At 42.2% G+C, this 24562-nt stretch carries 26 protein-coding genes; 20 read left to right on the forward strand and 6 right to left on the reverse strand.

Annotated elements, in window-relative coordinates; translation table 11 throughout:
- Positions 1-11 precede the first annotated feature (11 nt).
- The 4 genes from ACFWMP_RS10625 to ACFWMP_RS10640 are packed head-to-tail and all read left to right on the forward strand — an operon-like array spanning position 12 to position 4485.
- Positions 12-1466: a leucyl aminopeptidase family protein gene (locus ACFWMP_RS10625; protein ID WP_379423640.1), complete on the forward strand. Its 1455-nt coding sequence runs from the start codon at positions 12-14 to the stop codon at positions 1464-1466.
- A gap of 24 nt (positions 1467-1490) precedes the next feature.
- A complete protein-coding gene (locus tag ACFWMP_RS10630) occupies positions 1491-2183 on the forward strand; it encodes a copper homeostasis protein CutC (RefSeq protein ID WP_076300524.1) in 693 nt (230 codons plus the stop codon).
- A gap of 27 nt (positions 2184-2210) precedes the next feature.
- Entirely contained in the window at positions 2211-3161 is a 951-nt protein-coding gene (locus tag ACFWMP_RS10635; RefSeq protein WP_143764145.1) for an ROK family protein, read from the forward strand.
- Positions 3162-3210: 49 nt separating this feature from the next.
- A complete protein-coding gene (locus ACFWMP_RS10640) occupies positions 3211-4485 on the forward strand; it encodes an alpha-L-fucosidase (RefSeq protein WP_379423643.1) in 1275 nt (424 codons plus the stop codon).
- Between the two features lie 224 nt (positions 4486-4709).
- On the opposite strand, the gene ACFWMP_RS10645 is transcribed toward ACFWMP_RS10640, so the two are convergent.
- Together ACFWMP_RS10645 and ACFWMP_RS10650 are read right to left on the reverse strand one after the other, a co-directional pair.
- Positions 4710-5705 carry an HAAS signaling domain-containing protein gene (locus ACFWMP_RS10645; protein WP_379423645.1) on the reverse strand — a complete coding sequence of 332 codons (996 nt, stop codon included), beginning with the start codon at positions 5703-5705 and terminating at the stop codon, positions 4710-4712.
- The gene (locus ACFWMP_RS10650) at positions 5692-6039 is read right to left on the reverse strand and encodes a PadR family transcriptional regulator (RefSeq protein WP_042189902.1); all 348 of its coding nucleotides are present in this window, start codon (positions 6037-6039) and stop codon (positions 5692-5694) included. The genes ACFWMP_RS10645 and ACFWMP_RS10650 overlap by 14 nt, the downstream gene beginning before the upstream one ends.
- A gap of 307 nt (positions 6040-6346) precedes the next feature.
- Here ACFWMP_RS10650 and ACFWMP_RS10655 point away from each other — a divergent pair, with 307 nt between their 5' ends.
- The 6 genes from ACFWMP_RS10655 to ACFWMP_RS10680 all read left to right on the forward strand — a co-directional run bounded on the left by ACFWMP_RS10655 (position 6347) and on the right by ACFWMP_RS10680 (position 11268).
- Positions 6347-6472 (forward strand): hypothetical protein, encoded by a 126-nt coding sequence (locus tag ACFWMP_RS10655; RefSeq protein WP_269321764.1) that lies wholly within the window; start codon positions 6347-6349, stop codon positions 6470-6472.
- Positions 6473-6568: 96 nt separating this feature from the next.
- Positions 6569-7036 carry a MarR family winged helix-turn-helix transcriptional regulator gene (locus ACFWMP_RS10660; protein WP_042189900.1) on the forward strand — a complete coding sequence of 156 codons (468 nt, stop codon included), beginning with the start codon at positions 6569-6571 and terminating at the stop codon, positions 7034-7036.
- 96 nt (positions 7037-7132) lie between these two features.
- Positions 7133-8104 carry a ring-cleaving dioxygenase gene (locus ACFWMP_RS10665; RefSeq protein ID WP_379423648.1) on the forward strand — a complete coding sequence of 324 codons (972 nt, stop codon included), beginning with the start codon at positions 7133-7135 and terminating at the stop codon, positions 8102-8104.
- Positions 8105-8136: 32 nt separating this feature from the next.
- Positions 8137-9198, forward strand: a complete 1062-nt coding sequence (locus ACFWMP_RS10670) for an LLM class flavin-dependent oxidoreductase (protein WP_197071232.1) — start codon at positions 8137-8139, stop codon at positions 9196-9198.
- Between the two features lie 15 nt (positions 9199-9213).
- Positions 9214-9780: an NADPH-dependent FMN reductase gene (locus ACFWMP_RS10675; protein WP_042189896.1), complete on the forward strand. Its 567-nt coding sequence runs from the start codon at positions 9214-9216 to the stop codon at positions 9778-9780.
- Between the two features lie 393 nt (positions 9781-10173).
- Positions 10174-11268, forward strand: coding sequence for a winged helix DNA-binding domain-containing protein (locus tag ACFWMP_RS10680; RefSeq protein ID WP_379423651.1), 1095 nt, complete (start codon positions 10174-10176; stop codon positions 11266-11268).
- A 210-nt stretch (positions 11269-11478) separates the two neighbouring features.
- On the opposite strand, the gene baiCD is transcribed toward ACFWMP_RS10680, so the two are convergent.
- The gene (baiCD, locus tag ACFWMP_RS10685) at positions 11479-13404 is read right to left on the reverse strand and encodes a bile acid Fe-S flavoenzyme BaiCD (protein WP_379423653.1); all 1926 of its coding nucleotides are present in this window, start codon (positions 13402-13404) and stop codon (positions 11479-11481) included.
- Between the two features lie 176 nt (positions 13405-13580).
- Here baiCD and ACFWMP_RS10690 point away from each other — a divergent pair, with 176 nt between their 5' ends.
- Entirely contained in the window at positions 13581-14114 is a 534-nt protein-coding gene (locus ACFWMP_RS10690; protein ID WP_052404357.1) for a PadR family transcriptional regulator, read from the forward strand.
- A 54-nt stretch (positions 14115-14168) separates the two neighbouring features.
- Positions 14169-14699: a hypothetical protein gene (locus tag ACFWMP_RS10695; RefSeq protein WP_339797236.1), complete on the forward strand. Its 531-nt coding sequence runs from the start codon at positions 14169-14171 to the stop codon at positions 14697-14699.
- Positions 14700-14804: 105 nt separating this feature from the next.
- Here ACFWMP_RS10695 and ACFWMP_RS10700 read toward each other — a convergent pair whose 3' ends face one another.
- Complete coding sequence (locus ACFWMP_RS10700) at positions 14805-16070, reverse strand: alkaline phosphatase (RefSeq protein WP_339797234.1); 1266 nt, start codon at positions 16068-16070, stop codon at positions 14805-14807.
- A 128-nt stretch (positions 16071-16198) separates the two neighbouring features.
- Positions 16199-16807: a methyltransferase family protein gene (locus ACFWMP_RS10705; protein ID WP_339797232.1), complete on the reverse strand. Its 609-nt coding sequence runs from the start codon at positions 16805-16807 to the stop codon at positions 16199-16201.
- Between the two features lie 107 nt (positions 16808-16914).
- Between ACFWMP_RS10705 and ACFWMP_RS10710 the strand changes: the two genes are divergently transcribed.
- Complete coding sequence (locus ACFWMP_RS10710; protein ID WP_052404355.1) at positions 16915-17445, forward strand: hypothetical protein; 531 nt, start codon at positions 16915-16917, stop codon at positions 17443-17445.
- Here the strand turns inward: ACFWMP_RS10710 and ACFWMP_RS10715 are convergent.
- Positions 17415-17963, reverse strand: a complete 549-nt coding sequence (locus ACFWMP_RS10715; protein WP_341124607.1) for a MepB family protein — start codon at positions 17961-17963, stop codon at positions 17415-17417. The genes ACFWMP_RS10710 and ACFWMP_RS10715 overlap by 31 nt on opposite strands.
- A 119-nt stretch (positions 17964-18082) precedes the next feature.
- Between ACFWMP_RS10715 and ACFWMP_RS10720 the strand changes: the two genes are divergently transcribed.
- From ACFWMP_RS10720 to ACFWMP_RS10750, 7 genes are all read left to right on the forward strand, one after another.
- Positions 18083-18970, forward strand: a complete 888-nt coding sequence (locus ACFWMP_RS10720; RefSeq protein WP_341124608.1) for a phosphotransferase — start codon at positions 18083-18085, stop codon at positions 18968-18970.
- A 123-nt stretch (positions 18971-19093) separates the two neighbouring features.
- Positions 19094-19291 (forward strand): cysteine-rich CWC family protein, encoded by a 198-nt coding sequence (locus ACFWMP_RS10725; protein WP_197071231.1) that lies wholly within the window; start codon positions 19094-19096, stop codon positions 19289-19291.
- Positions 19292-19378: 87 nt separating this feature from the next.
- Complete coding sequence (locus ACFWMP_RS10730) at positions 19379-19945, forward strand: 5' nucleotidase, NT5C type (RefSeq protein ID WP_339242486.1); 567 nt, start codon at positions 19379-19381, stop codon at positions 19943-19945.
- A gap of 155 nt (positions 19946-20100) precedes the next feature.
- Positions 20101-20427: a PadR family transcriptional regulator gene (locus ACFWMP_RS10735; RefSeq protein ID WP_042189881.1), complete on the forward strand. Its 327-nt coding sequence runs from the start codon at positions 20101-20103 to the stop codon at positions 20425-20427.
- Between the two features lie 6 nt (positions 20428-20433).
- Positions 20434-21396 (forward strand): permease prefix domain 1-containing protein, encoded by a 963-nt coding sequence (locus ACFWMP_RS10740; RefSeq protein ID WP_379423659.1) that lies wholly within the window; start codon positions 20434-20436, stop codon positions 21394-21396.
- A gap of 152 nt (positions 21397-21548) precedes the next feature.
- The gene (locus tag ACFWMP_RS10745) at positions 21549-22172 is read left to right on the forward strand and encodes a TetR/AcrR family transcriptional regulator (protein ID WP_339242482.1); all 624 of its coding nucleotides are present in this window, start codon (positions 21549-21551) and stop codon (positions 22170-22172) included.
- Between the two features lie 45 nt (positions 22173-22217).
- Positions 22218-24557, forward strand: a complete 2340-nt coding sequence (locus tag ACFWMP_RS10750) for an ABC transporter permease (protein WP_339242479.1) — start codon at positions 22218-22220, stop codon at positions 24555-24557.
- Positions 24558-24562: the final 5 nt, after the last annotated feature.

Raw genomic sequence — 24562 nt, forward strand, 5'->3', positions numbered from 1 at the left:
AAGGGACAGCGATGAATATCTTATTCGATTCCGCTAATGTGGCGGATACTATTGTCTATTTAGCTTATGACGAGGAGTCTTTTCCTTTTAAGCTGGGATCGCCCCACAAACAGTGCAGCAGTGTGACTTGGTTACATGCTCGCACTGAGGAAGAGTCTGATGTGTTAGCGGTAGGAATGGGAAAGCGCAAGGATATTACGCTTGAGAGGATTCGCCGAGCGGGTGGAGCTGCTGCTCGTGCAATTCTGAAGGAAGGACGCAGAAGTGCTTCGCTTGTTCGTTTAGCATCCGAGGCTATAAATAGGAATAAGGATATTTCTGCTGATGATGAATTACAAGCTTGGATGGAAGGCTGGATTCTCGGCTTGTACCGTTTCCAAACTTATCGGGGAACTACCAAGGTGGAAGGCTCTGTTGATTTACAGCTTCAATCGATAGATTGGCCTGAGCTGTCATCGATTGAATTGGAAGCTGTACGTGTTTCTGCACAGATACGCGCTGAAGGAGCTGTAGTTGCTCGCGATCTTGTGAATGAAGTACCTGGGACACTGAACCCTGATCGTTTTGCGGAATGGATGGCAGAATTTTTCGACCGTGATGATGCTGCTTTGAAAGTCCATATCTATCGAGGACAGGAGCTTGTGGAACTTCAGATGAATGGGTTGCTCGCAGTTGGAGCGGGGAGTAAGCACGCTCCAGCCCTAGTTGAAATTCGTTACAAGAGTAACCCTGAATTACCGATGTTAGCACTGGTAGGTAAAGGTGTAACCTTTGACTTAGGTGGCATGAATGTGAAGACGGCTAGCGATATCAGCGATGCACGCATGGATATGGGTGGTGCGGCTGCTGTAATTGGGGCTATGGATATTTTGATACGGAAGCGTGCAAATGCAAATGTGACCGCACTTATTCCAGTCGTTGATAATGTGCCAGATGCTGAGGCGATGTTACCTTCGTCTGTTATCCGCTACCCTAACGGGCTAACCGTTCAGGTTGCGAATACGGATGGCGAGGGTCGACTTATCATAGCGGATGCGCTTATTCATGCCGCGAATATCGGAGCAACCCAAGCTATTGATATCGCTACCTTAACTGGAAATGTCGGTGCGGCGCTCGGATTAGGCATCGCGGGCATATGGGGCGATGCAGATATAACGCAGAGTCTAGTTGAGATTGGTGAGCGCAATGGAGAACGACTGTGGCCCATGCCGTTAATGGATGAATATGAAGCAGATCTCCAGAGTAATTACGCCGATCTCCGCAATGTTAGTACTTCCCCTTTTGCAGGTGCGATTACAGCAGCCCTATTTATTCGGCGCTTTGTAGCAGAATCTATGAGCTGGGTTCATATTGATATGGCTGGGACGGTACAGTACAAACAGGATGTGGGGTACTCTGAAGCTGGAGCGACGGGATATGGTGCACGTCTGCTCGCCGATTATGTCATGAAGCAAGTGCATCATTAACAACTGGAAGAGTGGGTGAAAGTTATGAGATTGGAAATCATCGCTACTTGTATGGATGATGCTCTGACGGCTGAGGCGAATGGCGCAGATCGTCTTGAGCTTATTACTGCCATTACGGAAGGTGGATTAACACCAGGAATAGGGTTGGTGGAGCAGGTAGCCAAATCGGTTAGCATTCCTGTCTTTGTTATGGTCCGTCCGCACAGTCGATCATTTAACTATTCCAAGGATGATATTTTGACCATGGCTGCAGAGATCAGGCAGATTGCAGCCAGTGGTGCTTCGGGAGTTGTTCTTGGCGCATTAACACCGGAAAAAAAGATCGATGAGCATGCGCTTGAAATATTATTGCCGTTGACAGATGGCTTACAAGTAACCTTCCATCGTGCTTTTGACGAGCTGGAGGACCAAATTGCAGGTTATCGGACGCTTTGTAATTACCCGCAAATCACTCGTATACTTACCTCTGCTGGACCAGGTCCGGCACCTGAAGCCATTCCCGCTATGCGTAGGCTAGTAGAGGAATCAAGAGGTAGTTCGATAAGTATTTTGGCTGGAAGTGGCTTGAAGCCAGAAGGTATTACATCGTTTATTCAACAGACCGGAGTCACAGAAGTACATTTTGGATCGGCTGTTCGTCATGGCAAAGATGCTTTGTCGCCAATCGATCCAGTAGCCCTGCGGGCGTTAGCTAAGAATATTCATTCGAACGGCTAATAATAGATAGTGAAAAGGTGAATGGTTATGCATAAGGCTGAGAGCTATGTAGTAGGAATTGATTTAGGCGGAACAAAAATTGCCGCAGCATTATTCGATTCAAAGGGTACCATGTTGAATCGGGAATTAATGGAGACAGCTGGCGCGCGCACCGCTGAAGAGGTGGTGCAGCGAATGATCGGAATGATCCGCTCTGTATCCGAAGGGCGACCGCTGATTGGAGTCGGACTGGCTTCTCCTGGAGCTGTGAATAGCCAGGATGGAATCGTAATTCACGGTACCAATCTTCCTGAATGGGATAATGTTCCACTGAAACATTGGATGGAGTCAGAACTTGGCATAGAAGTGAAGGTGGTAAACGATGCGAACGCTGCGGCTTGGGGCGAGTATGTAAGAGGGGCTGGTAAAGGCTCGAACAACATGGTGTATGTTACCTTCAGCACAGGAATTGGAGCTGGAATTGTTATGGATGGTGAACTACTGCTCGGAACGAACTCATTTGCAGGAGAACTCGGTCATAATATTATTGACCCGAACGGAACGGAATGTAGCTGTGGAAGATATGGATGCTGGGAAGTATTTGCTTCGGGTACAGCGATTCGGGATATGGCACTGCGGAGTATGGAGAGCAGAACGTCGATGATTACAGAGCTGGCTAGTAGAAGTGGTGAAAAGATTAATTCTCGACACGTCTTCGAAGCGATGGCACTAAAAGATCCGGTGGCTGTCGAGGTGATTGAGCGAACGATTCATTATATGGCGATTGGATTAGCTAACGCGGTACATACGTTTAATCCTGATCGCATTGTAATTGGTGGAGGCGTAAGCAAAGCTGGTGAACTACTGTTTCCAGCGCTGAGAGAGAAAACAGAGGAACTTGTCATGAAGCCGTATAAAGGAACTTATACTATTGAATCAGCAGGTCTGAGGGATGATGTAGGTCTTATAGGCGCTGCAGCATTATTTCATACCGTCTAGACTATCTGAACTATTTATCAAAGCTAGCGTAAACGGAGGGGCTGAAGAGATGGGTACAAGAGAAGAAAGAACGAGATGGTTCTTACAGGATAGATTCGGTATGTTCATTCATTGGGGATTATATTCCATTCCAGCACGAGGTGAGTGGATTCGTGGAAACGAGCGAATGAGTAGAGAGCATTATATGACGTATTTCGATGAATTTGACGCATCTCGATATGACCCGAAGAAGTGGGCCAGCACAGCAAAAGCAGCGGGGCAGAAGTATGCGGTTCTTACGACCAAACACCACGACGGATTCTGCTTGTTTGATAGCAAACTAACAGATTTTAAAGCGACTAACACGCCTGCTGGACGTGATCTCGTTCGAGAATATGTAGACGCTTTCCGGGCGGAAGGTATTGCTGTAGGTCTGTATTACTCTATTATTGATTGGCATCATGATGACTACCCTGGATATGGTGATAAAGCGCATCCTGATCGGGATAACGAAGCGGCTAAAGACAAGCCGATTGATTTTGATCGATACTTGGAGTATATGCATGGACAAGTGAAGGAACTGTTGACGAATTACGGAAAAATCGACATCATGTGGTTTGACTTCTCCTACGACAATATGACCGGAGAGAAATGGAAAGCAACGGAGCTAATCCGTATGATTCGCTCTATCCAGCCGGATATTATTATCGACAATCGTTTGGGTGGGAATATCCGCGCGGCCGAGCCAGAAGAATATGCTGGGGATTTCTTTTCTCCAGAGCAGATCATTCCTCCCGGTGGCATTGTTGACGTGAATGGTCAATCCATTCCATGGGAAGCATGCATTACACTTAATGATAACTGGGGTTACCATTCCGAAGATAAAAATTATAAATCAACCCAGCAGGTCATTCGCTCAATGGTCGAATGTATCAGTAAGAATGGCAACCTCCTCCTTAATGTTGGACCAGATGCTAAAGGTGAAATGACACGGGAATCACTGGTTATCCTTGACGAAGTTGGGGAGTGGATGCGCCTTAATGGCGAAAGTATTTATGGATGCGGGAAGTCTTCGCTGCCTAAGCCAGAGTGGGGACGTTATACGCAAAAGGGCAAGAAGTTGTATGCACACGTCTACGACCGTGGAATTGGCCCGATCTATTTCCAAGGCTTGAAAGGGAAGATTAAAAAGGCTAGATTACTACGTGATGGTACCGAGCTAAAGGTGGAGGTGCCTTGGATGGCTGAGGAATATTCGGATGTTGACGGTGGAGCGTTTATTACATTAAAAGGGGCTAAGCTTCCCGACGAGATGGATACGGTTATTGAGCTTGAGCTTCTTTAATTAAACCAGATAGAGTGTCCCATAAGTCATGAATGGCTGCTGGGGCACTCTATTGTCCGAAACTCTGTTTTAAAGGCTGGAAATTCGCAAATAACGTCCTCTGGGTCCGTAACACTTAGAGGGTGCTGACTGACACTGTGAAAGCTGTTGAAGCAGGCAGCCAACGAATCAGAATACAAAGCGGCGATTCTCCAAATAACAGGAGAATCGCCGTTCTGTGCATACTAAAGGCGAGCCTTGCGGAAGCCTTCATATATATTGAGGACCGCAATTAAAATCAAGACTGCTATTCCTCCACCTACTAGCCCCGTTTCAAACTGGTTAGCTGTAGTGGTTAATAAATTAGACATGTAGTTAATGAATTCTTGGTTAAATACATTCGGATTTATAAGGATAATAGCGAATACAATAAGCACAATGAGCTCGAGGGCCGTATTACATAATGCTAATTCTCTAGTCCATTGTCTCTTGATTAATTTATATATAGTTAATGCGACTTCTAATCCGATCACAATAAGAATAATAGGCCAATAATCAAGTAACACATGCTGATTAAAAGCTGGGGCTACGAAGTTAAGTGCGCCTTCACCGCCTCTATAGACTCTGATCAGGTGTTCAGCATTAAAATAAACAGTAGCCCAAATGGCAGTCCACAGTAAACTTCCGAACACTTCGAAGCTTGTAATTGCTTTTTTCTTATGGACAAGCGCGATATCCTTCAAATCATCAGGAGTCCATTTCCTTAATTTTGTAGTAAGTGGATGACCTTCCTTTCCTTTATCCGCCCGTTCGATAATAGCGAACACAACAGTTATCCAAAAAAATACTTGGATTCCTACTTCTAGGAAGGTTCCAATTCCTGTACTTATAACTGCAGTAACAATATCCGCAACTGTTTTATCGCCGCTATAGCCAATCAAGTAATCAGCAACCAGAGCGATTAAAGAAACAACTACAGCGATCGGTATAATCATTTTTAACAACGTAACATATAAATCGAAATAGCGTGGGCCGATGAGATACATGGGTTGATCGCGATACTCACTAGCTAAAATAGCGGGATTGCCCAATTTTGTAAGGACGGCTTTTACCTCTTTTTCGTCATAATCATCCGGTAACATATCCTCGATGATAGATCGTAATTCGAGAGCGATATCCTCCCGATTTTGTTCCGGTAACCTCCGAGTCACTTCATGAATGTAAATCTCAATTAGATTCATGGTCATCCTCCCCTTGTAATAGGCCGTAGAGCTCTTTCGAATTCTTAAGCCATTCTTCCTTTAGCTGTAAAAAAATTTCTACGCCATAGTCACTTAGAACATAATACTTACGGGGTCTGCTCTCGGATGTGTCCCAGCTGCTCGTCACTAATTCCTGTTTCTCTAATCGGCGAAGTAATGGATATAGGGTGCTTTGATCGATGATGATGCTGGATTCCTCCAACAATTGAACGAGCGAATATCCATACTGGGGTGTTCGTAATTGACTTAAAACTGCTAGCGTTAACGTACCTCTTCTAAGCTCTGTGATTAAAGAATTTAATAAAGTACTCATTCACCCACCTCATTATTTAAAATATAAGGATTTATAATCTCTTATAAATTGTTCTTATATTTTAGGTTTAAACGCTTGCTGTCCTTGAGAGGACGTCGAAGCCGCTTATACTTACTATGTGTCATACAGTATTTGATCTATACTATGCATCATACACTATTGTTGTTCCAACATCAATTGAATAAAATAATCTTCTGAGAAATAAATAAGAAAATTTTTCTATTTTGTGAAGCAGTTTGATTAAAAGGAGGTTGTGAAATGATTCCATTTTTTAGTGACATCCCTAATGCTTCTAAAGGGGAGGTAGTTGAACCGGTTCATAGGGGGTGGTCAAAGGGAAGTTACTAATATGCTGAGCCGAGCGGAGAGTGTTCTGGAGTGGTATGATGATTTTCAAACCTATATTCCGAAGTGGTATTTGGCAAGCGTGTAGGATTTTTACTGAGCTTGACTCCTTGTCAGTTTACTAGTATACTCATATTAACAAATCAATTAACACATAAAATAAACAAACGATGGACGTGACCAAATGAGAAACAATGGATTCACTGAAGATAACCAATTAAGCTTATTGATCTGGTTGCGGCTGGTTAGGGTATATGAGAATAGTAACGATCTTTCCAATGAATTCTTGAAGCAATTTAATTTAACAGTTAATCAATTCGATACCTTGGTACAAATATTATTACATCAGCCTGTAACACAGATGGAAATTGCCGAGCATCTAACCATTACTAAAGGTGGGGTATCCCATATGCTTGGCAGATTAGAGAAAGAAGGATGGATTGAACGCAAACAGGATTGGAAAGTGAAGTACATTACTTTAACGGAAAAGGGCCAAACACTTATTGAGAAGGTACTGCCCTTGCAATCGGATTTCCAAGCCTCGTTATTCGATCCACTGACAGATGAGGAGAAGAAAGTGTTTTACAGCATGCTTAAAAAGATTCATCGCCATAGCCAAGATGAGAATCGACTTCCGCGAGGTGTTCAGTAGTATCGCAAAAGCTTTATTGATAATAAAGCTTACTTTTTTCCTCATCAGTATACTAGTAAACTTAAATTCAACAAAACTCATTAGGAGGTTTTTAAAATGAAACAACAACCCATAAACGGACAACATCATGTGTCTATGCTTACTAAGGACGCTAAACAAAACTTATGGTTTTATACAGAGGTCCTGGGACTGAGACTTGTAAAGAAAACGGTCAATCAAGATGATCCATCCATGTACCATCTATTTTATGGAAATCGTAATGGTGCTCCTGGAACCGAAGTATCTTTTTTTGAAATGCCAAATGCAGGTCAGACCCGCAAAGGGACGAACAGTATTAGTTCTTTCTCCCTTCTTGTTCCTAGCGATGAAGCCTTGTCATATTGGGCTAGTCGATTAGATTCTTTTGAAGTTCCTCATGAAGCGATTGTAAGTATCGGGGAACGTAAGTCGCTTACTTTTTATGATAGAGATGAATTGACGGTCCATTTAGTATCGGCTGAAAAAGATAACGGTATCGAGCTAGTTGAGCCGTGGATTACAGAAGACATCCCTCCAAAGTATGCCATCGTTGGGTTAGGACCCGTTGAATTGACTGTAAGTGAGGCTGGCCGCACAAAGACGGTTTTGGAAGATATCTTGGGCTATACACAAGTTCGGACAGTACCCTCCATGGGTGATTCCAAGATTATGGTAGATATATATGAAACGGGGAAGGGTGGTTTATACACCGAGCTCCAGGTCAAAGAAGTAAATGACAAAGATCGGGAGAGACCGGGTAAAGGGAGCATCCATCATGTGGCTATAAGAGTGAAGGATATCGAAGAACTAACCGAATGGGCTGCCAAGATCACTGCTGCAGGCTTTAAAAATACAGGGGTCATTGATCGTTATTACTTCCATTCCTTGTATTTCCGGGATCCGAACCATATTCTTTTTGAGCTTGCTACAGAAGGCCCGGGATTTGAGATTGATGAAACTTTTGACGCGCTAGGAGAGAATTTGACCTTACCTTCATTTCTGGAAGAACGTCGTGAAGAGATTGAATCGAAGCTTCATCCTATCCGCTAAACCTAATACAACTATGAAAAGAGGACATAATCATGATGGAACAATATAGAATCGATGAGAAAAAAGGGTTGGAGCTAGGTTTATACACGTTAGGTGATCACACCACAGATGCCTTAACAGGAAAAGCAATTAGTGAACGACAACGGATTCAAGAGATCGTAGCTGCTGCCAAATTAGCTGAGGATGCTGGATTAGATGTATTTGGGGTAGGCGAGAGTCATCAACCGAAATTCATTACCTCAGCTGCCTCGGTTGTCCTTGGAGCCATTGCAAATGCAACCGAACGTATAAAGCTTGTCAGTTCAGCAACTGTACTAAGTACAGCAGATCCTGTACGTGTATATGAGGACTTTGCAACATTGGATTTGTTATCAGGCGGTAGAGCAGAGATTGTTGCTGGACGTGGATCGCGTCTCGGGGCCTATGAACTTTTTGGTTATGACGTAAGAGATTATGAAGAATTGTTCGAAGAGAAAATTGAATTGCTCATGAAAATAAATGAGTCCGATCGCATAACGTGGGAAGGGAAATTCCGCCCTGCATTAAATGATATGGAAATCTTCCCTAAGCCCTTAAATGGAAAGCTGCCAATTTGGCGAGCGGTTGGGGGACCTCCAGCAAGTGCAATTAAGGCGGGAAGAATGGGGATCCCGATGATGCTGACCACCCTTGGTGGACCATCATCTGCCTTTAAAGGTTCTGTAGACGCGTATCGTATGGTTGCTGCAGAGTCAGGGTTTAATCCAGCAGACCTTCCCATCAGCACAACTTCTTTAATGTATATTGATCCGGACTCACAAAAAGCATTCCGCGATTATTATCCATATATCAATCACTTGATGAAAGAGCTTCGTGGGTCTTACTATCCGAAAGAACAATTTGCGGAAGCGATGAGTGTGAGAAATGCACTGCTCGTGGGAAGCCCGCAACAAATTGTGGAGAAGATCCTCTATCAACATGAGATGTATGGCCATAATCGTTTTCTAGCTCAGATTGATGTCGGTGGGTTACCTTATGCTCAAGTGGAACAAATGATTGACCTGTTCGCATCTGAAGTAGCACCAGCCGTAAGACGTGCTACAGCTAAGAAATAAGAAAGAAGGGATAGTATGAAGATCATTGGGATTTCAGGATCCATTGTTGGATCGAAGACTAGAATTGCTGTACAGCAAGCACTTAACAACATCACAGAAAAGCATCCGGATTTCGACGTAGAACTAATTGATCTAGGAGATTATAAGCTGGAATTTAGTGATGGACGCAGCTACATGGATTATACAGGTGATACCAAAGTTGTTCTGGAGAAAATCATGGCCGCCGACGCGTATATCATTGGCACCCCAGTTTTTCAAGCTTCGATTCCAGGAACACTTAAGAATCTATTTGATTTACTCCCGGTTAATGGGTTTAAGGATAAAGTTATCGGTATTGTAGTAACTGCAGGTTCTTCAAAACATTACTTAGTGGCAGAACAACAACTGAAACCGATCCTCTCTTATATGAGAGCGGTGGTGGTTCCTAAGTATGTTTTTATTGAAGAGAAACAATATGACCGGAAAGTAATTGTGGATGATGATATTATTTTTAGACTGAATCGACTAGCTAATGAATTGGTGAACACCACGAATGCGATGCAGCAAGTGAAGCAAGCGGAAGAAGCAGCGTTTTTCTTTTAAAAAGAAGGGCTCTGTTTAAGAAAATACCTTCAGTCTGTAATTTAAAAGGGTATTTTATCCCTAACGTTGTATTTCGTGCAACAGAATGGATCCAAAAGAAAGGGGATCTGAATTCTGTTGCATTTTTTACAATTAAATATAGGTTAAAACTCTTTTTTGAAGGTTTTCAGCAAATTCTAATGTACGAAGTGCAACAGAAACCTTTTTTTGAGGTCTGTATATGACTTTCTATTGCACATTATGCAATGGAATGGAGTTCATATTCTAATTTAATCTCGTATTTCAATAGAATCAATAGTAATATCGACATAGACATGAGCAAGAACTTAACCATTTTGTTAAATAACTGGAAGTATATAATTTGAGGATTCATTTCTGAAAAGGGGGAGTAGTGTGACGAATAATCTTATTGCAAATAGTAGGTTGTATAATCAAATGATTGCAGGCTCTTTACATCACACACCAGAGCAGGTCGTGAAAAAAATGGGGGCTATGCAAGCGCAAGACTATATGCAGGCGGTTTGGGCCATCGGACTACGTTCTCCTGCTACGAAATTAGCTGATATAGAGCGTGCAATCGCTGACCGCAAGATTATTCTTACTTGGACGCTGCGAGGTACGCTTCATTTCGTCCCAGCAGAAGATGTAAAATGGATGCTACAGCTCTCTGCACCGCGTTTAGCATCACAAACGAAGCGGCGAATGGCTGAGCTTGGACTTGATGATCAGACACTGGAGCGCTGTAGAAAAATTATTGTGGATGCTCTAAAGGGCGGGAAGCAAATGGATCGTTCGGTCCTACTTCAGCTAATAGAAGAGGAAGGCATCTACACGGGGAATCAACGCGGTTATCACATGCTCTGGAATAGTGCCTATCAAGGACTGATTTGTTTTGGTCCGATGAATGGTAAACAGCAAACGATTGTATTGTTAGAGGAATGGGTGCCAGATTGCCGAGAGCTATCTTACGAACAATCGTTGCAAGAACTCGCCTTGCGGTATTTTACAGCCCGTGGATTAGCGACCGTTCAGGACTTCGCTTGGTGGGCAGGCATAACCCTTACAGATGCCAGACGAGGGCTAGAATCTGTGAAAAAAGAACTTCAATCGACAGATATAAATGGCAATGAGCATTGGATGTCTAACCATCGAGTAGTTTCAGCGGATGAAGAGTCAGGTATCTATTTACTTCCAGGTTTCGATGAGTACATTCTTGGTTATAAAGACCGGAGTGCTGTACTTGAACCTGAGACGGCTCCTTTAATTGTTCCTGGCAACAACGGTGTTTTCCTGCCTATGATTGTTGTTGGTGGCCAAGTTATAGGTACATGGAAACGTTCGATTAAGAAAAAAGGAATTGAGATAGTCATTCATCCATTTAGAGAACTTGGAAATGCTGAAGAAGCTGTGTTTAAAGCTGTTGAAAGATATGCTGCTTTTATCGGGCTGCCGATACTCAATTTTAGCGTGTCTTCTACATTGACATGAGAATGAAAATATCGTTCAGGGGTGAAGATCAAGTTCATGAATGAGGGCGAGTTAAGGTGCTTTATAGAAGACGAATACATATGGAACAAGTGCAGGCACTAACGCACTTATTAGCCCCTGAAAGTTGATTTTTCAGATAGTTCTGATAAGAACGCAACCCGGCAGGTGCGACCTGCCGGGTTTATTCATAAATCTAATTGACTATATGAACTAAATTCGTCTAGCTAATTCTGCACCCTCCCAAATAGCATTAAGCGCTCTGCGAGCTTGTACTGCATCCCCAATTACATGATAAGGAATGGAGCTTTCCTCCAAGAAGTTCTGAAGGGGTTGTTTGTTTAGGGCGCGTGATCCTACTGCGATTACTACATAATCGGCTGGCAGGCTGAGAAGCTCCCCATCTTTTTCAACCATCACGCTATTCTTTTGGATCGTCATGCACTTGCTGTTGGTCATTAATCTAACACCGTGGCCATATAAGCTTTCCATTACACAGATTTTACGAAGGATACCCAGATCATTTGCTACATCGGCTTGCATTTCTACAACAGTGATTTGATTTCCGCGTTCGACCAGGAGCTCAGCGACCTCGAGACCGACCAAACCCCCTCCAATAATAACAACTCGACCTTCAGGGTGAGCTGTTCCCCATAATACATCATGTGAATTTACAACATGACTACTCAGAACACCTTCTACTGGAGGAATAATCGGGGCTGATCCGATTGCAAGAATGACTTCATCCGGACTAATTTCTTGAATAAGCTCTGGAGTAACCTCCGTATTCATTCGGATTTCTACACCTTCACGTTTAGCGGTCTCTCCCATATTCAGAGCAGCCGCGGTCATTTCTTCTTTACGCGGTGCGGCACCAGCGATATAAAGCTGTCCGCCTAGAATGTCATTTTTTTCGCATAAAATTGGAGAATGCCCACGACGTTTCAGTGTGATTGCTGCTTCTAATCCGGCTGGCCCACCACCGGCTATAAGTACTTTTTTTGGTGTGCTCGCTCGTTGTAATTCATATTCACTTTCTCTTCCGGTAGCAGGATTAAATACACAGCTGATGAAAGGCACCTTCGGATTTACGAATCCATCGAAGCAGCCTTGATCACAACCCACACATTTAACAATGGTGTCCGCGCGTCCAGCTAATGCTTTGTTACAGAATTCAGGATCTGCCAATTGAGCGCGGCCAATAGCTACGAAATCAGCCAGTCCTTCGGCAATAATTCGATTAGCAATAGCTGGATCATTAATACGACCTACAGCTATAACTGGAATGTTAACCACGGATTTAATTTGTGCTGCGTTATCTACATTGAAGCCCACAGGTAAATCGATAGGTGGTACTTCATATTTAATAGCTGCGCCTGCTGGAACGCCGCGCGATACATTAATCGCATCAATACCAGCATCCTCAGCGAGCTTCGAGAAGAGCTTCATATCTTCCAGTGTAAGTCCGCCGGGAAGATCTTCGATAGCAGAGATTCTCATCAAGATAGGGAACCTAGGTCCAACGGCTTCTCGAATGGCACGGATACAAGCGAGCGGAAAGCGACAACGATTCTCCCAGGAACCGCCGTACTCATCCTGACGGAAGTTCATCGCTGGGCTTAGAAATTGTTGTGGCAAATAACCATGACCAGCATGGAATTCTACACTGTCAAATCCAGCTTTTTTCGCACGTGAAGCAGCATCTGCGTAAGCTTGAACCATCTCACTAACTTCGTGATTCTCCAGCTCTCGGGGGATATGTGTTACACCCTCGAAAGGGACAGGGGAGGAGGAGACTTGAATCAGGTTGGGAGTTACTTTCCCTCCATGCCATAACTGAAGACAGCTTTTGCCGCCTGCATCACGAATAGCATGAGCCAATTGGGTCATACCAGGAATGAATTTATCATCAAAAATGGCTGGAGCATCCTCAGAAGCAGCCGTTGGGTGAACGGTTGTTACTTCAACTGTATTTAAGCCGTTACCTCCTTTTGCGCGTGCTACATGGTAATCAATCAAGCGCTCGCTGACATACCCACCCGGAGCATTCATTTTTGTTCCCATGGCAGGCAAAATGACCCGGTTCTTAAGCTCCATATTTCCTATCGTACCTCTGCTGAACAAATGTGCGAATTCCATGCTATAACTTCCTCTCTATACACAGGTTAAAAATAACTAGGTTATTTTAACCTATACTATCGAACGGAACGATAAAAGTATGTGCATAAAATCACGAAGTATTTGGCACAAATGCAGTCCTTGAGGTAAGATAAGAAAATGACCGGAAATGAAGTCCGGTAGTTCGGAGGATGAATATGGATATTGAAGTCTTGATTCTGGCTCAATTAATGAAAGGGTCAAAACATGGTTATGAGATTAAAAAAAATATCATTTTCGTAATGAGTAACGATAAAATCGTTAATAATAATTCGCTGTATCCGAAGCTGAAATTGTTTGAAAAGCGAGGTTGGGTGATTAAAAAAACGGAAATGCAGGAAAACCGGCCTAAACGGTATGTGTATTCCATCACAGCCGAGGGTGAGGAGCGGTTTCATATCTGCTTGAACGAATTTTCACTGGAGACTATTCGTATTGATAATGAATGGTCTATTCGTCTTGCTTATTATGAGCTACTGGATCAGGAGGCCCGCCGAAGATTACTTGATTACAGAGAGACTTACATGAAAGAGAAGCTGGAACATTTACAACAGTTATCCCTAGTGGTTGGGAACGGTGAAGATTTGGATTACTCTGAAGAGCTATATTTTTATACCCGAAGTATGGTATTACATGAGCTAGAGTTAATCCATGAGCTTTCCCATAAACTGGACGCCTTGGATATGCATTGATTCGTATCTCGCTGTCGATCATCATTGTAACTGAAATGAAGAAGGGGGTTTTCCTTGAGAAAAGTATACTTATTAACCCTTGGTCTTGTACTCCTGTTTATTTTTTCAGCCTGCGATCAAGAACAGGCAAGTGATTCTGTAATTAAGGAAGTAACGGTTACAACCAAGGGGAGAGTCATTCAATCTGTCTTAAAGCCACTTGAAAGGAACACTAATTCAGAAGAAGTTAATGTATCTTTCCAAAGCCTTATGACTGAACCGGATGTTTCAATTCCCTATGTGAAGCTTGGAGAAATCATAGAAATCGAATTTAGCAATACAGCCCCAAACAGCTACAAATTGACAGATTATATTTTGAAAGATAATGGTACTTTAAAGTATAAAAAAGAAACAGCAGAGCCGGTAAATGTTGAATGGGCGGATAAGACAGCTACTTTTAAGCTCGATTCGAATATGGCGGCTTTTCTTAGTTCAGATAGTAAGGATTATGAATCAGGGGCAATTATACGGGGATTTCGACTGACAGGCGAGTGGCTAGACCAGACTAAGGAAATCACGTTTGTTATTCGAACAGATGCTAAGTAGGTATGGAGATCATAATAGTGTATAAGGGAGAACCCGGGATTGCGATTCATCAATCAAAAAGACTAACCAGAAAGTCTGGCTAGTCTTTTATGTTGTTCGATCTATTTATTTCACTTTAATGCCCATGGCTTGCGCAACCTTAGTGAATACTTCGGTATTTTCGTATACTCCTGTAAACAACTGAGCGTTTTTGCCCATGGCCGTAATTGGAATATCCACTGCTGTATGACCTGAAGTTGTCCAGTCTACAACGAAATTCTGTTTGGAGTTAGCGATGGCAAACGGACCATCTTCTTTGGAAATGCCGTCACCTGATTCATCTTCAGCATCTACGGCTTCAATAGAGAATCCACCTGTTTCATGGTCGGCGAGAACTAGGACAAGGGTATCCGGATTCTTTTTAGCGAAATCTTTGGCAATCTGTACGGACTTATCTAACTCTTGTCCCGCTTTAATCGTCATCTTGGCATTGTTTTGGTGTGCAAATTCGTCAGTACCCTCTTCTTCAACCATCAGGAAAAATCCGTTTTTATTTGCTGCAAGCGTGTCTAGCGCTTTTTTCGTCATTTCAGGCAGGGATACAACCGGGTTGTAGATATCTCCTTCACCCTCTGGCTTTTGCTGGAACATTTCCTCATTTGCAAATAACCCGAGAAGCTTGCCGCTTTTCGCCTTTTGCATATCGGTTTTGTTCGTTACGTAGGAGTATCCAAGCTGTTTAGCTTTGTCTACAAGGTTCCCTTGCGTTCCTTTGCTCTTCTCTGAAGGATCTTCAGCTGGCTCATCTGCGAACTTACCTGGATTCCCAGCAGGATACCAGAAGTCTTCGCCTCCACCGAGAAGAACGTCAACTTTGCTCTTGGTCAGAAGCTGCAGAGCGATATCACTTTGTTTGGAGCGATCTTCAACATGAGCACCGAAGGCGGCGCCTGTAGCATCAGTAATTTGGCTGGTAGTTACAACGCCTGTAGATTTCCCTGCTGATTTTGCATATTCCATAATGGTTTGTACGGACTTTTTATCTGCATTCATCCCAATGGCACCGTTATATGTCTTGACTCCGCTGGCATAGGCTGTGGCTGAAGCAGCTGAATCTGTAACAGGGACAGTGGAGCTTGTATGAATTAGTCCAGCATATGGCATAGAATCCATCGCTAGATTTCCTTTTTCACCTACTGTAGCTAGGCGGATGGCATTGCGCTGGGCAGTACCCATTCCGTCACCGACAAACAGAATCACATTTCTTGTGTTTGATGAAGCTGCATTGGCCTGATTTGGTGCTTGTGTAGTGACTACGTTGGAAACGAAGAGAGCAGTTGCTGCAGTCGCTACAATTGCCGTCTTAACGCCGTACTTTTTCGGTGATTTCATAATTTCCCTCCTAATGTATGTTTACAACCTCATACTATAGTAATTACATTAAGAGAATGTTTTCGGATATTGTAAAAAATGTAAATTGTGGCGTGCTTGAAAGCATAGGATTTACAGTAGGCAAGATTTCAAAATAAAATATATCTAGGTGTATTATTACAATATTGAATATATTCATCTCCGAATACAGATTTTAAATGCTGCTCTTCCTGAAGAATAAGTAAATGAATGGCTACAATGTTAAGAAAGAATATAATTAGTGTTAATGAATTTGGATACATAAGATACAATCCAAGAAACATGAGATCAAAACCGACAAATGCGGCGTTTCTACTAAATTTATATATACCGTGCGTGATGAGTTTTGTTACAGTAGACTTATCAATCCCAACTCTCCACGAAGTACGCATGGCAATCATTGCTTGTATGAAAATGGAACATCCGAGGGCTACTACACCAACACCGATAAAGTGAATCGCCGGATGATTAAAATGTTCTCCTACTAGTGTAACTATGTATGACTCCGCTAAGGAAAACGTAAACCACGCTGCTCCCCACACAAAAGTAGTAGTCTTAACGAACAGCTCGGTATAATGGATCATAGATCGTTTATTTCCTTTAGCTAATACGTTTCCTTTAATGTGGTTCTTTTTGTAAAGTATAAGGAGCTTCAAAAGGTAAGAAATAAGGAATATGGAGAAAAGAATTAGGGATAGGATATTTTTTAGATTACTCATTGTAATTTCCTCCTCACCAATACATATGAATGATTGCTCATATGTTTGCTTATATCTTATTTCCTGATGCTGTGCATGTCAACTAAATATTGATTTAGGGGGATAATGTGAAGACGTCAACGTATAAAAGATGGTGGTTAGGGGTCCTGATTATTGCGGCTATTGCATTAGTAAGTACTGGAATCGGAATGCTGGTTAAGCCATCGGGGTTGTCAACATATACTTCAAAAGAGTATAAGGTCACTTTGAAGTATCCCTCCGAGTGGGAACTAAATCCAGAATATGCTGAGAGGTATCAGGGGAACGACGGATTTTTTCAATTATCCGCTATTTCTGGAGAGGGGTTATCCATCGATGAAGTAGCAAACAAGGATGCATTTCATCAACTGAAGCCTTATGGCTCTGATCCACAAATCATTGAACTGACACTAGAGGGGTTAAAAGCGGAAGAGAAAGCACGATTAATTGTGCCTTCTGCTGATCAGGAAGAGGAATGGAATCAACAGGCTGCTATTATTTTGAAATATCCAGAAGCGGTGAAAATAGGAGATTCTTTGTACAATTATTTTATTTTATGGGCGGATATAAAACATGTGGAGGACATAGGTCAGACTGTTCGATTTACTGGAAAACCGTAAAGTGTTTGCGCACGAAGAACGTCTGCTGGCTTAATTACCGGTATCTCTAAGAAATATTCCAACTGCCATTTTTGTGTTTTTTGAGCTTGACGACTCGTGGGATTATCCCATGGCGGGTACACTCGTAGTGCTCTTTTGCCACCCTCACCTTTATTGGATAATATATCTTGTTTACCTAACACAGCTTTTGGAAATACAAATTGACCAAAGTGATTTTCATTGCGCGTACTTATAACGAAGAGATCAGCAGGATCTGATATATCATAGGGTTGGATGGGGCCATCTCCAATTCTCTCCCATAACGTGACAAACTGCCCGATCTTTGTAGGTGTGATTTTTGCAACACGGAATCTAATGGATTGCGCGTTTATATTAAATATATACGCCCCATAATCAGCATTATGTGGTTCATGAATGAGGTCAGAGCAATCAAGATTGCACGGGTTATATAGAAGCTCTTGGGTAGCAAGCAGATCACTATGAATGATACCTGAAAAGCTGTGATTCTTAAATTTCATCTGTTCAAATCTCCCGGTTGAGTTCCTTAGAAACTCCTAATGTTCTCTATCTTAATGCAAGAATAGGGAGTTCACAACCGTGAACAGAGCACCTTTCCCTTGAGATTGGAGGTAGTCGTATGAAATCCATACATAAATTAATTGAAATTTTTAAGCTGAGTGTTTTGAATATAGAGTCTGTTCCAGAGTCGTTTAGTTCTGAAGTGTATAAACTTACTCTTAATAATCTAGACAACGTATACGTGAAAATTCCATACAACAGGGATAAACTGGTTCGCGAATATGAGATGCTTGAAAGACTAAAGGGTGTTATACCTGTTCCAAAAGTATTGGATTTCTGGGACGGAGATAATAGAAGTGTCGGTGCATTGCTTCTCTCCGCTATAGATGGGGTGCCTTGTACGAGTAACATTGATCAGAGTCTGGCGTTTCAAATCGGTAATTATCATGCCATGCTTCATGAAGTTACCATGCCAGCGTATGGATGTTATGGATCCGATGGTTTTCAGATGGTAGAGAACAATAGCTGGAGATTATACCTGAAAAATAATTTTGAAAAGTGGAAAGAACCTTGTAAGGAACTCCTTCATCCTGATTTATTTGAGAAATGTATTACTCACTTTGATAGCGTATATTCGGTGTTACCTGAACCTGATGGGCCTTGTGTTGTTCATATGGATTTTCGACCAGGCAATATATTAATAAAAGATAATGAAGTCGTTGGTATAATTGATTACGAGAGCGCTCGTGGTGGTTCCTCCGAAATTGATTTTACAAAAATAAACCGATACGTCTGGGAAGTAAACCCGCTAACACGGCTCCCTTATGTGCAAGGCTACGAATCGATTCATCCTTTACCTGATCTCGAAAATATTATACCGTTTTATAATTTTTATGATGCTTTTAGTGCGGTAGTTTGGTGTAAAACCAGAGGAATTGAGAACAATAAGGCATTTCTTCAGGAAAGTATAGAGGTATTGCAAAGATCTATAGAAGGAATGAAATGATTGGAAAAAATGTGAATGACTTTATTGCATGTTGGGAAAGTGCTGTGCATGCTTTATTGAATAATCCTATGCTTGGTAACTAAATAGAAGAGAAATGTTTAATCGTATGGGGGAGTAGAAGCTTTGGAAATAAAAAATAAACAAGTTGAACAACGGTATTGTCCTTTATGTAAAGAATTAAATCATTGTGGTGCTAATAGTGGTGATTGTTGGTGTTTTCATACGGAAATTCCTGCAGAACTACTAGAAAGGGTACCTTTGGAACTGAGTGGTAAAGCCTGTATCTGTCAAAGATGCGTAGAGGCGTTTAAAAAACATTAAATTGAAATTTAACTAACTCAAGACGAAAACAGTAATTATATTGTGTATACTTAAATAGTAATATAAAAAAACATATGGGGGACACAGATGAGAAAGCCTATAATTGCAGTTGATATGGATGACACGATATGCCATCTAGTCAAACGAGCTATATACCATAACAACAATGATTTCCCCACTCATGTACTGAAGTACGAGGAGATGCTTGATTGGAATACGGATCATTTACGTCATCCAGATTGTACACAAGATGTATTCTATGGGCGGCCTGGTTTATATGAGGAGCTTGAATTATTCGACGAGCATGTTGTAGGTGAAATGGAGAAACTGCACAATGCTTATGATGTTATTATTGTTACGGCGGCCCAGCCCAATGCAGTTGTTGAAAAATGGAACTGGCTGCAGAAGCATATGCCGTTTATTCCCATCGAAAATTTCTTCCCATGCAAACGAAAGAATCTTATTAATTATGATCTTCTGATCGATGACGGGGTTCACAACTTGGTTCCTGCATTGCAGGACGGAAGGAAAGTACTCTGTATTCCGCATCCATGGAATTTGAGAGCCCGTGAACAATATGGATTTCCATTATTGACCTCCTGGGAAGGTGCGAAAGAGAAGATTGATCAGATTTTTGAAAATTCAAGAAACTAGCTGATTTGAGGAGAGTTGCTCACATAGAGCAATTCTCTTTTTTTATGCTTTTTAGATTTTTTTGCCTATTTTTTTGCAACTACTTCATCTGTCGTAGTAATTATGGTATACTGCAACTACTACGACAGATGAAGTAATCATAGGGGGTACCATTTTTGATCAGCAGTGATGTTATACGTGGTTACAATGATACGATGATCCTCTACATGCTGCTCGATGGGGAATCCTACGGGTACGAGATTTCTAAGAATATCAGGCAGCTGACTCAGGAGAAGTATGTCATGAAGGAGACAACGCTGTATTCCGCCTTTACCCGGCTGGAGAAGAACGGGTACATTGAATCCTTTTATCTGGATGAGAGTCTTGGCAAGCGGCGCACATATTACCGGATTACCCCGCTGGGTCTCGCCTATTACCGAGAAAAATGTGAGGAATGGAAGGTTACGCAGGAAGTTGTAAACCAATTTATCAAGGAGTGGTGATAGTGCATGGAGACGATCATAGTATATCTGGATAATATGTTTGCAGGTCTGCCGAAGACTCCGGAACTGGAGCGTTTGAAGCAGGAGCTGCTGTCCGGGATGGAAGATAAGTACCTGGAGCTGAAGCGGGATGGTAAGTCTGAGAATGAGGCGATCGGTATCGTTATTTCGGAATTCGGCAATATTGAGGAGCTGACTGCTGAGCTAGGCATCCATCCAGCCAGACAGGAGAAGACTGTGCCCATGCTGAGTGAAGAAGAGGTTTATGCTTATGCGGCTGCCAAACGTAGCTCCGGATTATGGACCGGTCTCGGTGTTTTTCTCTGCGCATGCGGGGTGGCGCTGTTGATTACTCTTAGTACATTGTTTGAAAATAATGCTGATATGGCTGATAAAGGTTCAATGCTGGGGATGGTCGGAATGTTCGTGCTGGTCGCTGTGGCCGTTGGGATGTTCATTCATAGCGGCATGAAACTCGAGCGCTTCGAAAGTCTAGAGCAAGGCTTTCAGCTACCTTATGCGCTCAAAACGGCGCTTCAGCGCAGTCAAGCCCTTTATGCTCCGACTTATCGCCTTGCTTTGATTGTGGGCGTCTGTCTTTGTGTGCTGTCGCCGACCTTTATCTTCGCAACTTCTTATGTCAACGATGACTATGCTCCATATGGAGTCGCTGCTTTTCTTTTTATTGCGGCTGTGGCGGTGTTTCTATTCATCTATTACGGGAATATTCAGGGAACTTATACGAAATTGCTGGAGGAGCCGAACATCACTGCAGAGAAGCAGGAAGAGAACCGATTTGTTGGAGTTGTTGGGGCTGTGTTGTGGCCGTTGGCGACGGCGATTTTTCTGTTTACGGGCTTTGTCTATGGGCGATGGGACGTTAACTGGGCTGTATTCCCAATTGCTGGCATCCTGTCCGGTATGTTCAGCAATGTGTATCATATTCTAAAGCGCAAAAATGTCTCCTGATTATACTGACTGCACATTAAGGTAACCTCATTCTTTGGAGGTTACCTTTTTTCTTTTGTCCAATTTGCTGGAACATCATTGACATGATGTATTAAATGTATTTAAATGGAATAGACCGACGGTCGGTCTATAAAAAGGAGGACTCAGAATAAATGAGAATTTCCAAAGAAGCGGAAGAACGCAGAAATGAAATATTAGATAAGGCAGAAATGCTTTTTTTTACGAAAGGTTATGCGAGAACTACAGTGAACGACATCTTGCAGGAGATCGGGATTGCCAAGGGCACGTTCTACTATTATTTCAAGTCGAAGGAGGAGGTTATGGAAGCAGTGGTCACACGATTCATCGATGCTGGAGTAGACGTTGCGAAGATCATTGCTGCTGATTCAAAGCTCTCCGTACATGAAAAGCTACTACAAATCATAATGGCACAGAAACCTGATTCGGAGAGAAAAGGTCACATGATTGAACAGTTTCATCAAGCTGAGAATGCACTAATCCATCAGAAAAGCTTGGCTGAAACTATTTTGAAGCTAACACCTGTGTTGACAGAGGTGATTGAGCAGGGAATCGAGGAGAGCTTGTTCCACTGTCCTTATCCTAAAGAAACGATGGAATTTCTGTTGGTCGCCTCACAATTTCTATTGGATGAAGGGATTTTCAAGTGGCAACCGGAAGAGATCATTCTCAAAATTCAGAGCTTTATTTATATTATGGAGACTACGTTGGGAGCTGAAAAAGGAAGCTTTTCCTACGTAACGCAAATGTTTGAGTAAGGTCCGTGCAGGGAGGATGAATGAGACGTAGGGGAGAGATCGTCAATGCTGCTACACATTGTGAAAAAAGATTTTCAAAGAAATAAAATTATAACGATCGTCTTAATTATTTTTATGATGTTATCGGCCTTGCTTGCTGCTTGTGCTTCTCAAGTCATTATGGAATTGACCGGTTCTTTAAGTCATTTGCTGGATAAATCAAAGGCTCCCCATTTTGTTCAAATGCATGCTGGTCCAATAGATAACGCAGGTATTCAAAAATTCGCCTCAACAAATCCACTTGTTAAGAATCAACAAACAGTAGAAATGCTAAGGATAGATGGCTCGCAGATTGTCTTGGGTAACAGCAATAAGTCGGAAGAGAACAGCGTAATGGATATAGGTTTTGTTAAGCAGAACCCATCATTTGATTTGCTGCTGAATTTAGAGAATCAAGTGATTAGGGTAGCTGAAGGAGAAATCGCAGTTCCTATTTATTATATGAAGCAGAATGATCTGAAGATTGGTGATCAGGTTACCCTTTCCAATGGACAGTTAGATCAAAAATTTATGGTTACGGATTTTGTTCGAGACATCCAAATGAATCCAGCTATTGTTAGCTCTAAGCGCTTTGTCGTAAATGACACGGATTATAATGTACTTAAGAAGAACCATGGAGAAGTTGAGTACTTAATTGAATTTCAAATCACCGATTTAAGTAGACTTAGCGAGTTCCGGAATACCTATCAATCCTCAGATATGCCCGGTAAAGGACCAATGATAGACTATCCTTTGTTTAAGACGCTGAATGCGCTGACAGATGGGATTATTGCAGTTGTCATTATTTTGGTAAGTATCCTTCTTATGATTATTGCCGTCCTATGTTTAAGGTTTACGATGATCGCGACCTTAGAGGAGGATTATAGAGAGATTGGCGTCATGAAAGCAATTGGGATTTCACAGCGAGATATTAGAAGGATCTATTTGGCAAAATATATGGTTATGGCAGCATGCGCTTCACTGCTAGGATATTTATTATCTTTGGGTGTGGTGCGATTGTTTACAGCGAATATCACATTGTACTTGGGGACTGCTCCGAAAACGATACTTCAGCCTATTGTTCCAGTCTTAGCGGTCGGTTTGATCTTCGGCATGATTGTGTTCTTTTGCAGAGTTATTCTTAGAAGGTTTAATCGTATAACAGTAGTAGAGGCTTTAAGGTCAGGGACTGTGGGGGAGTTGAAAGGCAATAAAAGTAGAATGGTGCTGAGTAAGCGCAGGCATATAAATGTGAATGTTTTTCTTGGCCTAAAGGATGTTTATGGACGCTTCACCATGTTCGGATTGCTATTCTTCGTATTTGTGATCTGTCTGTTTATCATTCTTGTACCAGTAAATATATTGAATACCCTTCAGTCTCCTCGGTTTATTTCTTATATGGGTGTAGGTCAGAGTGACATGAGAATAGATTTGCAGCCATCTGATCAAATAGAGAAGCGATTTAATGAACTGATAACGACGCTAAATAAGGACTCCGAAATAGCTAAATTCTCACCATTAATTACTTCTCGATTTAAAGTGCTAGGCAGCGATGGCGTATGGGAGAATATCAATGTTGAAACAGGAGATTTCTCTATTTTTCCGCTCACCTATATTAACGGAGGAATCCCTGAAAGTGGGGATGAGATTGCCCTTTCTGATCTGAATGCCAAGGAATGGAACAAAAGGGTAGGGGATAGCGTTCTTTTGGAGGTAGATGGCACTTCGAAAAAATTGACGGTTAGCGGGATCTACCAAGATATAACGAACGGTGGTCGAACTGCAAAAGCCCGATTACCTTATAACCCGAAGTCCGTGCTATGGTATATCGTAGCTTTAGATGTGAATCCGAATGTTTCCGTTCAGGAGAAAATGGATCAATATGCAAAGTTATTTTATCCAGCCAAAGTTACTCATCTAGAAAGCTATTTATCTCAGACGCTCGGGAATACGATTCGCCAATTAAAGCTGGTCACTGGCTTATCCATTGCTATCTCGATATCAATTTCAGTATTGATTACAGCTTTATTTCTAAAAATGCTGCTAGCGAAGGACGTCTCGCAAATTGCAATTTTGAGAAGCATTGGCTTTACGTTAGAAGATATTCGAAAGCAATATCAGGTAAGGCTGCTACTGGTTTCTGGTCTTGGAATCATTCTCGGAACCTTTGCAGTTAATACCATCGGTCAAAAATTCACTCAATTACTCGGATCCTTTATGGGAGCATCCCAAATACAGTTTGTAGTTAATCCGGTAATAGCTTATCTTGTTCTCCCTCTTTTTTTCATGCTCATTGTAGCACTCACAACCGTAGTAAGCACGATATCGATGAAGAAATCCAATTTATCTAAACTGATTGTCGAATGAGGGTG

This window comes from Paenibacillus sp. NPDC058367 (assembly GCF_042723305.1).
Taxonomy (GTDB): Bacteria; Bacillota; Bacilli; order Paenibacillales; family Paenibacillaceae; genus Paenibacillus_AQ.

Excerpts from the sequence above, each read along its gene's own strand:
- ACFWMP_RS10730 (WP_339242486.1), top strand. The coding sequence starts at position 19,379 with ATGAGAAAGCCTATAATTGCAGTTGATATGGATGACACGATATGCCAT.
- ACFWMP_RS10745 (WP_339242482.1), top strand. The coding sequence starts at position 21,549 with ATGAGAATTTCCAAAGAAGCGGAAGAACGCAGAAATGAAATATTAGAT.
- ACFWMP_RS10720 (WP_341124608.1), top strand. The coding sequence starts at position 18,083 with ATGAAATCCATACATAAATTAATTGAAATTTTTAAGCTGAGTGTTTTG.
- ACFWMP_RS10640 (WP_379423643.1), top strand. The coding sequence starts at position 3,211 with ATGGGTACAAGAGAAGAAAGAACGAGATGGTTCTTACAGGATAGATTC.
- ACFWMP_RS10650 (WP_042189902.1), bottom strand. The coding sequence starts at position 6,039 with ATGAGTACTTTATTAAATTCTTTAATCACAGAGCTTAGAAGAGGTACG.
- ACFWMP_RS10625 (WP_379423640.1), top strand. The coding sequence starts at position 12 with ATGAATATCTTATTCGATTCCGCTAATGTGGCGGATACTATTGTCTAT.
- ACFWMP_RS10635 (WP_143764145.1), top strand. The coding sequence starts at position 2,211 with ATGCATAAGGCTGAGAGCTATGTAGTAGGAATTGATTTAGGCGGAACA.
- ACFWMP_RS10740 (WP_379423659.1), top strand. The coding sequence starts at position 20,434 with ATGGAGACGATCATAGTATATCTGGATAATATGTTTGCAGGTCTGCCG.
- ACFWMP_RS10670 (WP_197071232.1), top strand. The coding sequence starts at position 8,137 with ATGATGGAACAATATAGAATCGATGAGAAAAAAGGGTTGGAGCTAGGT.
- ACFWMP_RS10660 (WP_042189900.1), top strand. The coding sequence starts at position 6,569 with ATGAGAAACAATGGATTCACTGAAGATAACCAATTAAGCTTATTGATC.
- ACFWMP_RS10690 (WP_052404357.1), top strand. The coding sequence starts at position 13,581 with ATGGATATTGAAGTCTTGATTCTGGCTCAATTAATGAAAGGGTCAAAA.
- ACFWMP_RS10645 (WP_379423645.1), bottom strand. The coding sequence starts at position 5,705 with ATGAATCTAATTGAGATTTACATTCATGAAGTGACTCGGAGGTTACCG.
- ACFWMP_RS10700 (WP_339797234.1), bottom strand. The coding sequence starts at position 16,070 with ATGAAATCACCGAAAAAGTACGGCGTTAAGACGGCAATTGTAGCGACT.
- baiCD (WP_379423653.1), bottom strand. The coding sequence starts at position 13,404 with ATGGAATTCGCACATTTGTTCAGCAGAGGTACGATAGGAAATATGGAG.
- ACFWMP_RS10675 (WP_042189896.1), top strand. The coding sequence starts at position 9,214 with ATGAAGATCATTGGGATTTCAGGATCCATTGTTGGATCGAAGACTAGA.
- ACFWMP_RS10705 (WP_339797232.1), bottom strand. The coding sequence starts at position 16,807 with ATGAGTAATCTAAAAAATATCCTATCCCTAATTCTTTTCTCCATATTC.
- ACFWMP_RS10715 (WP_341124607.1), bottom strand. The coding sequence starts at position 17,963 with ATGAAATTTAAGAATCACAGCTTTTCAGGTATCATTCATAGTGATCTG.
- ACFWMP_RS10630 (WP_076300524.1), top strand. The coding sequence starts at position 1,491 with ATGAGATTGGAAATCATCGCTACTTGTATGGATGATGCTCTGACGGCT.
- ACFWMP_RS10750 (WP_339242479.1), top strand. The coding sequence starts at position 22,218 with ATGCTGCTACACATTGTGAAAAAAGATTTTCAAAGAAATAAAATTATA.
- ACFWMP_RS10665 (WP_379423648.1), top strand. The coding sequence starts at position 7,133 with ATGAAACAACAACCCATAAACGGACAACATCATGTGTCTATGCTTACT.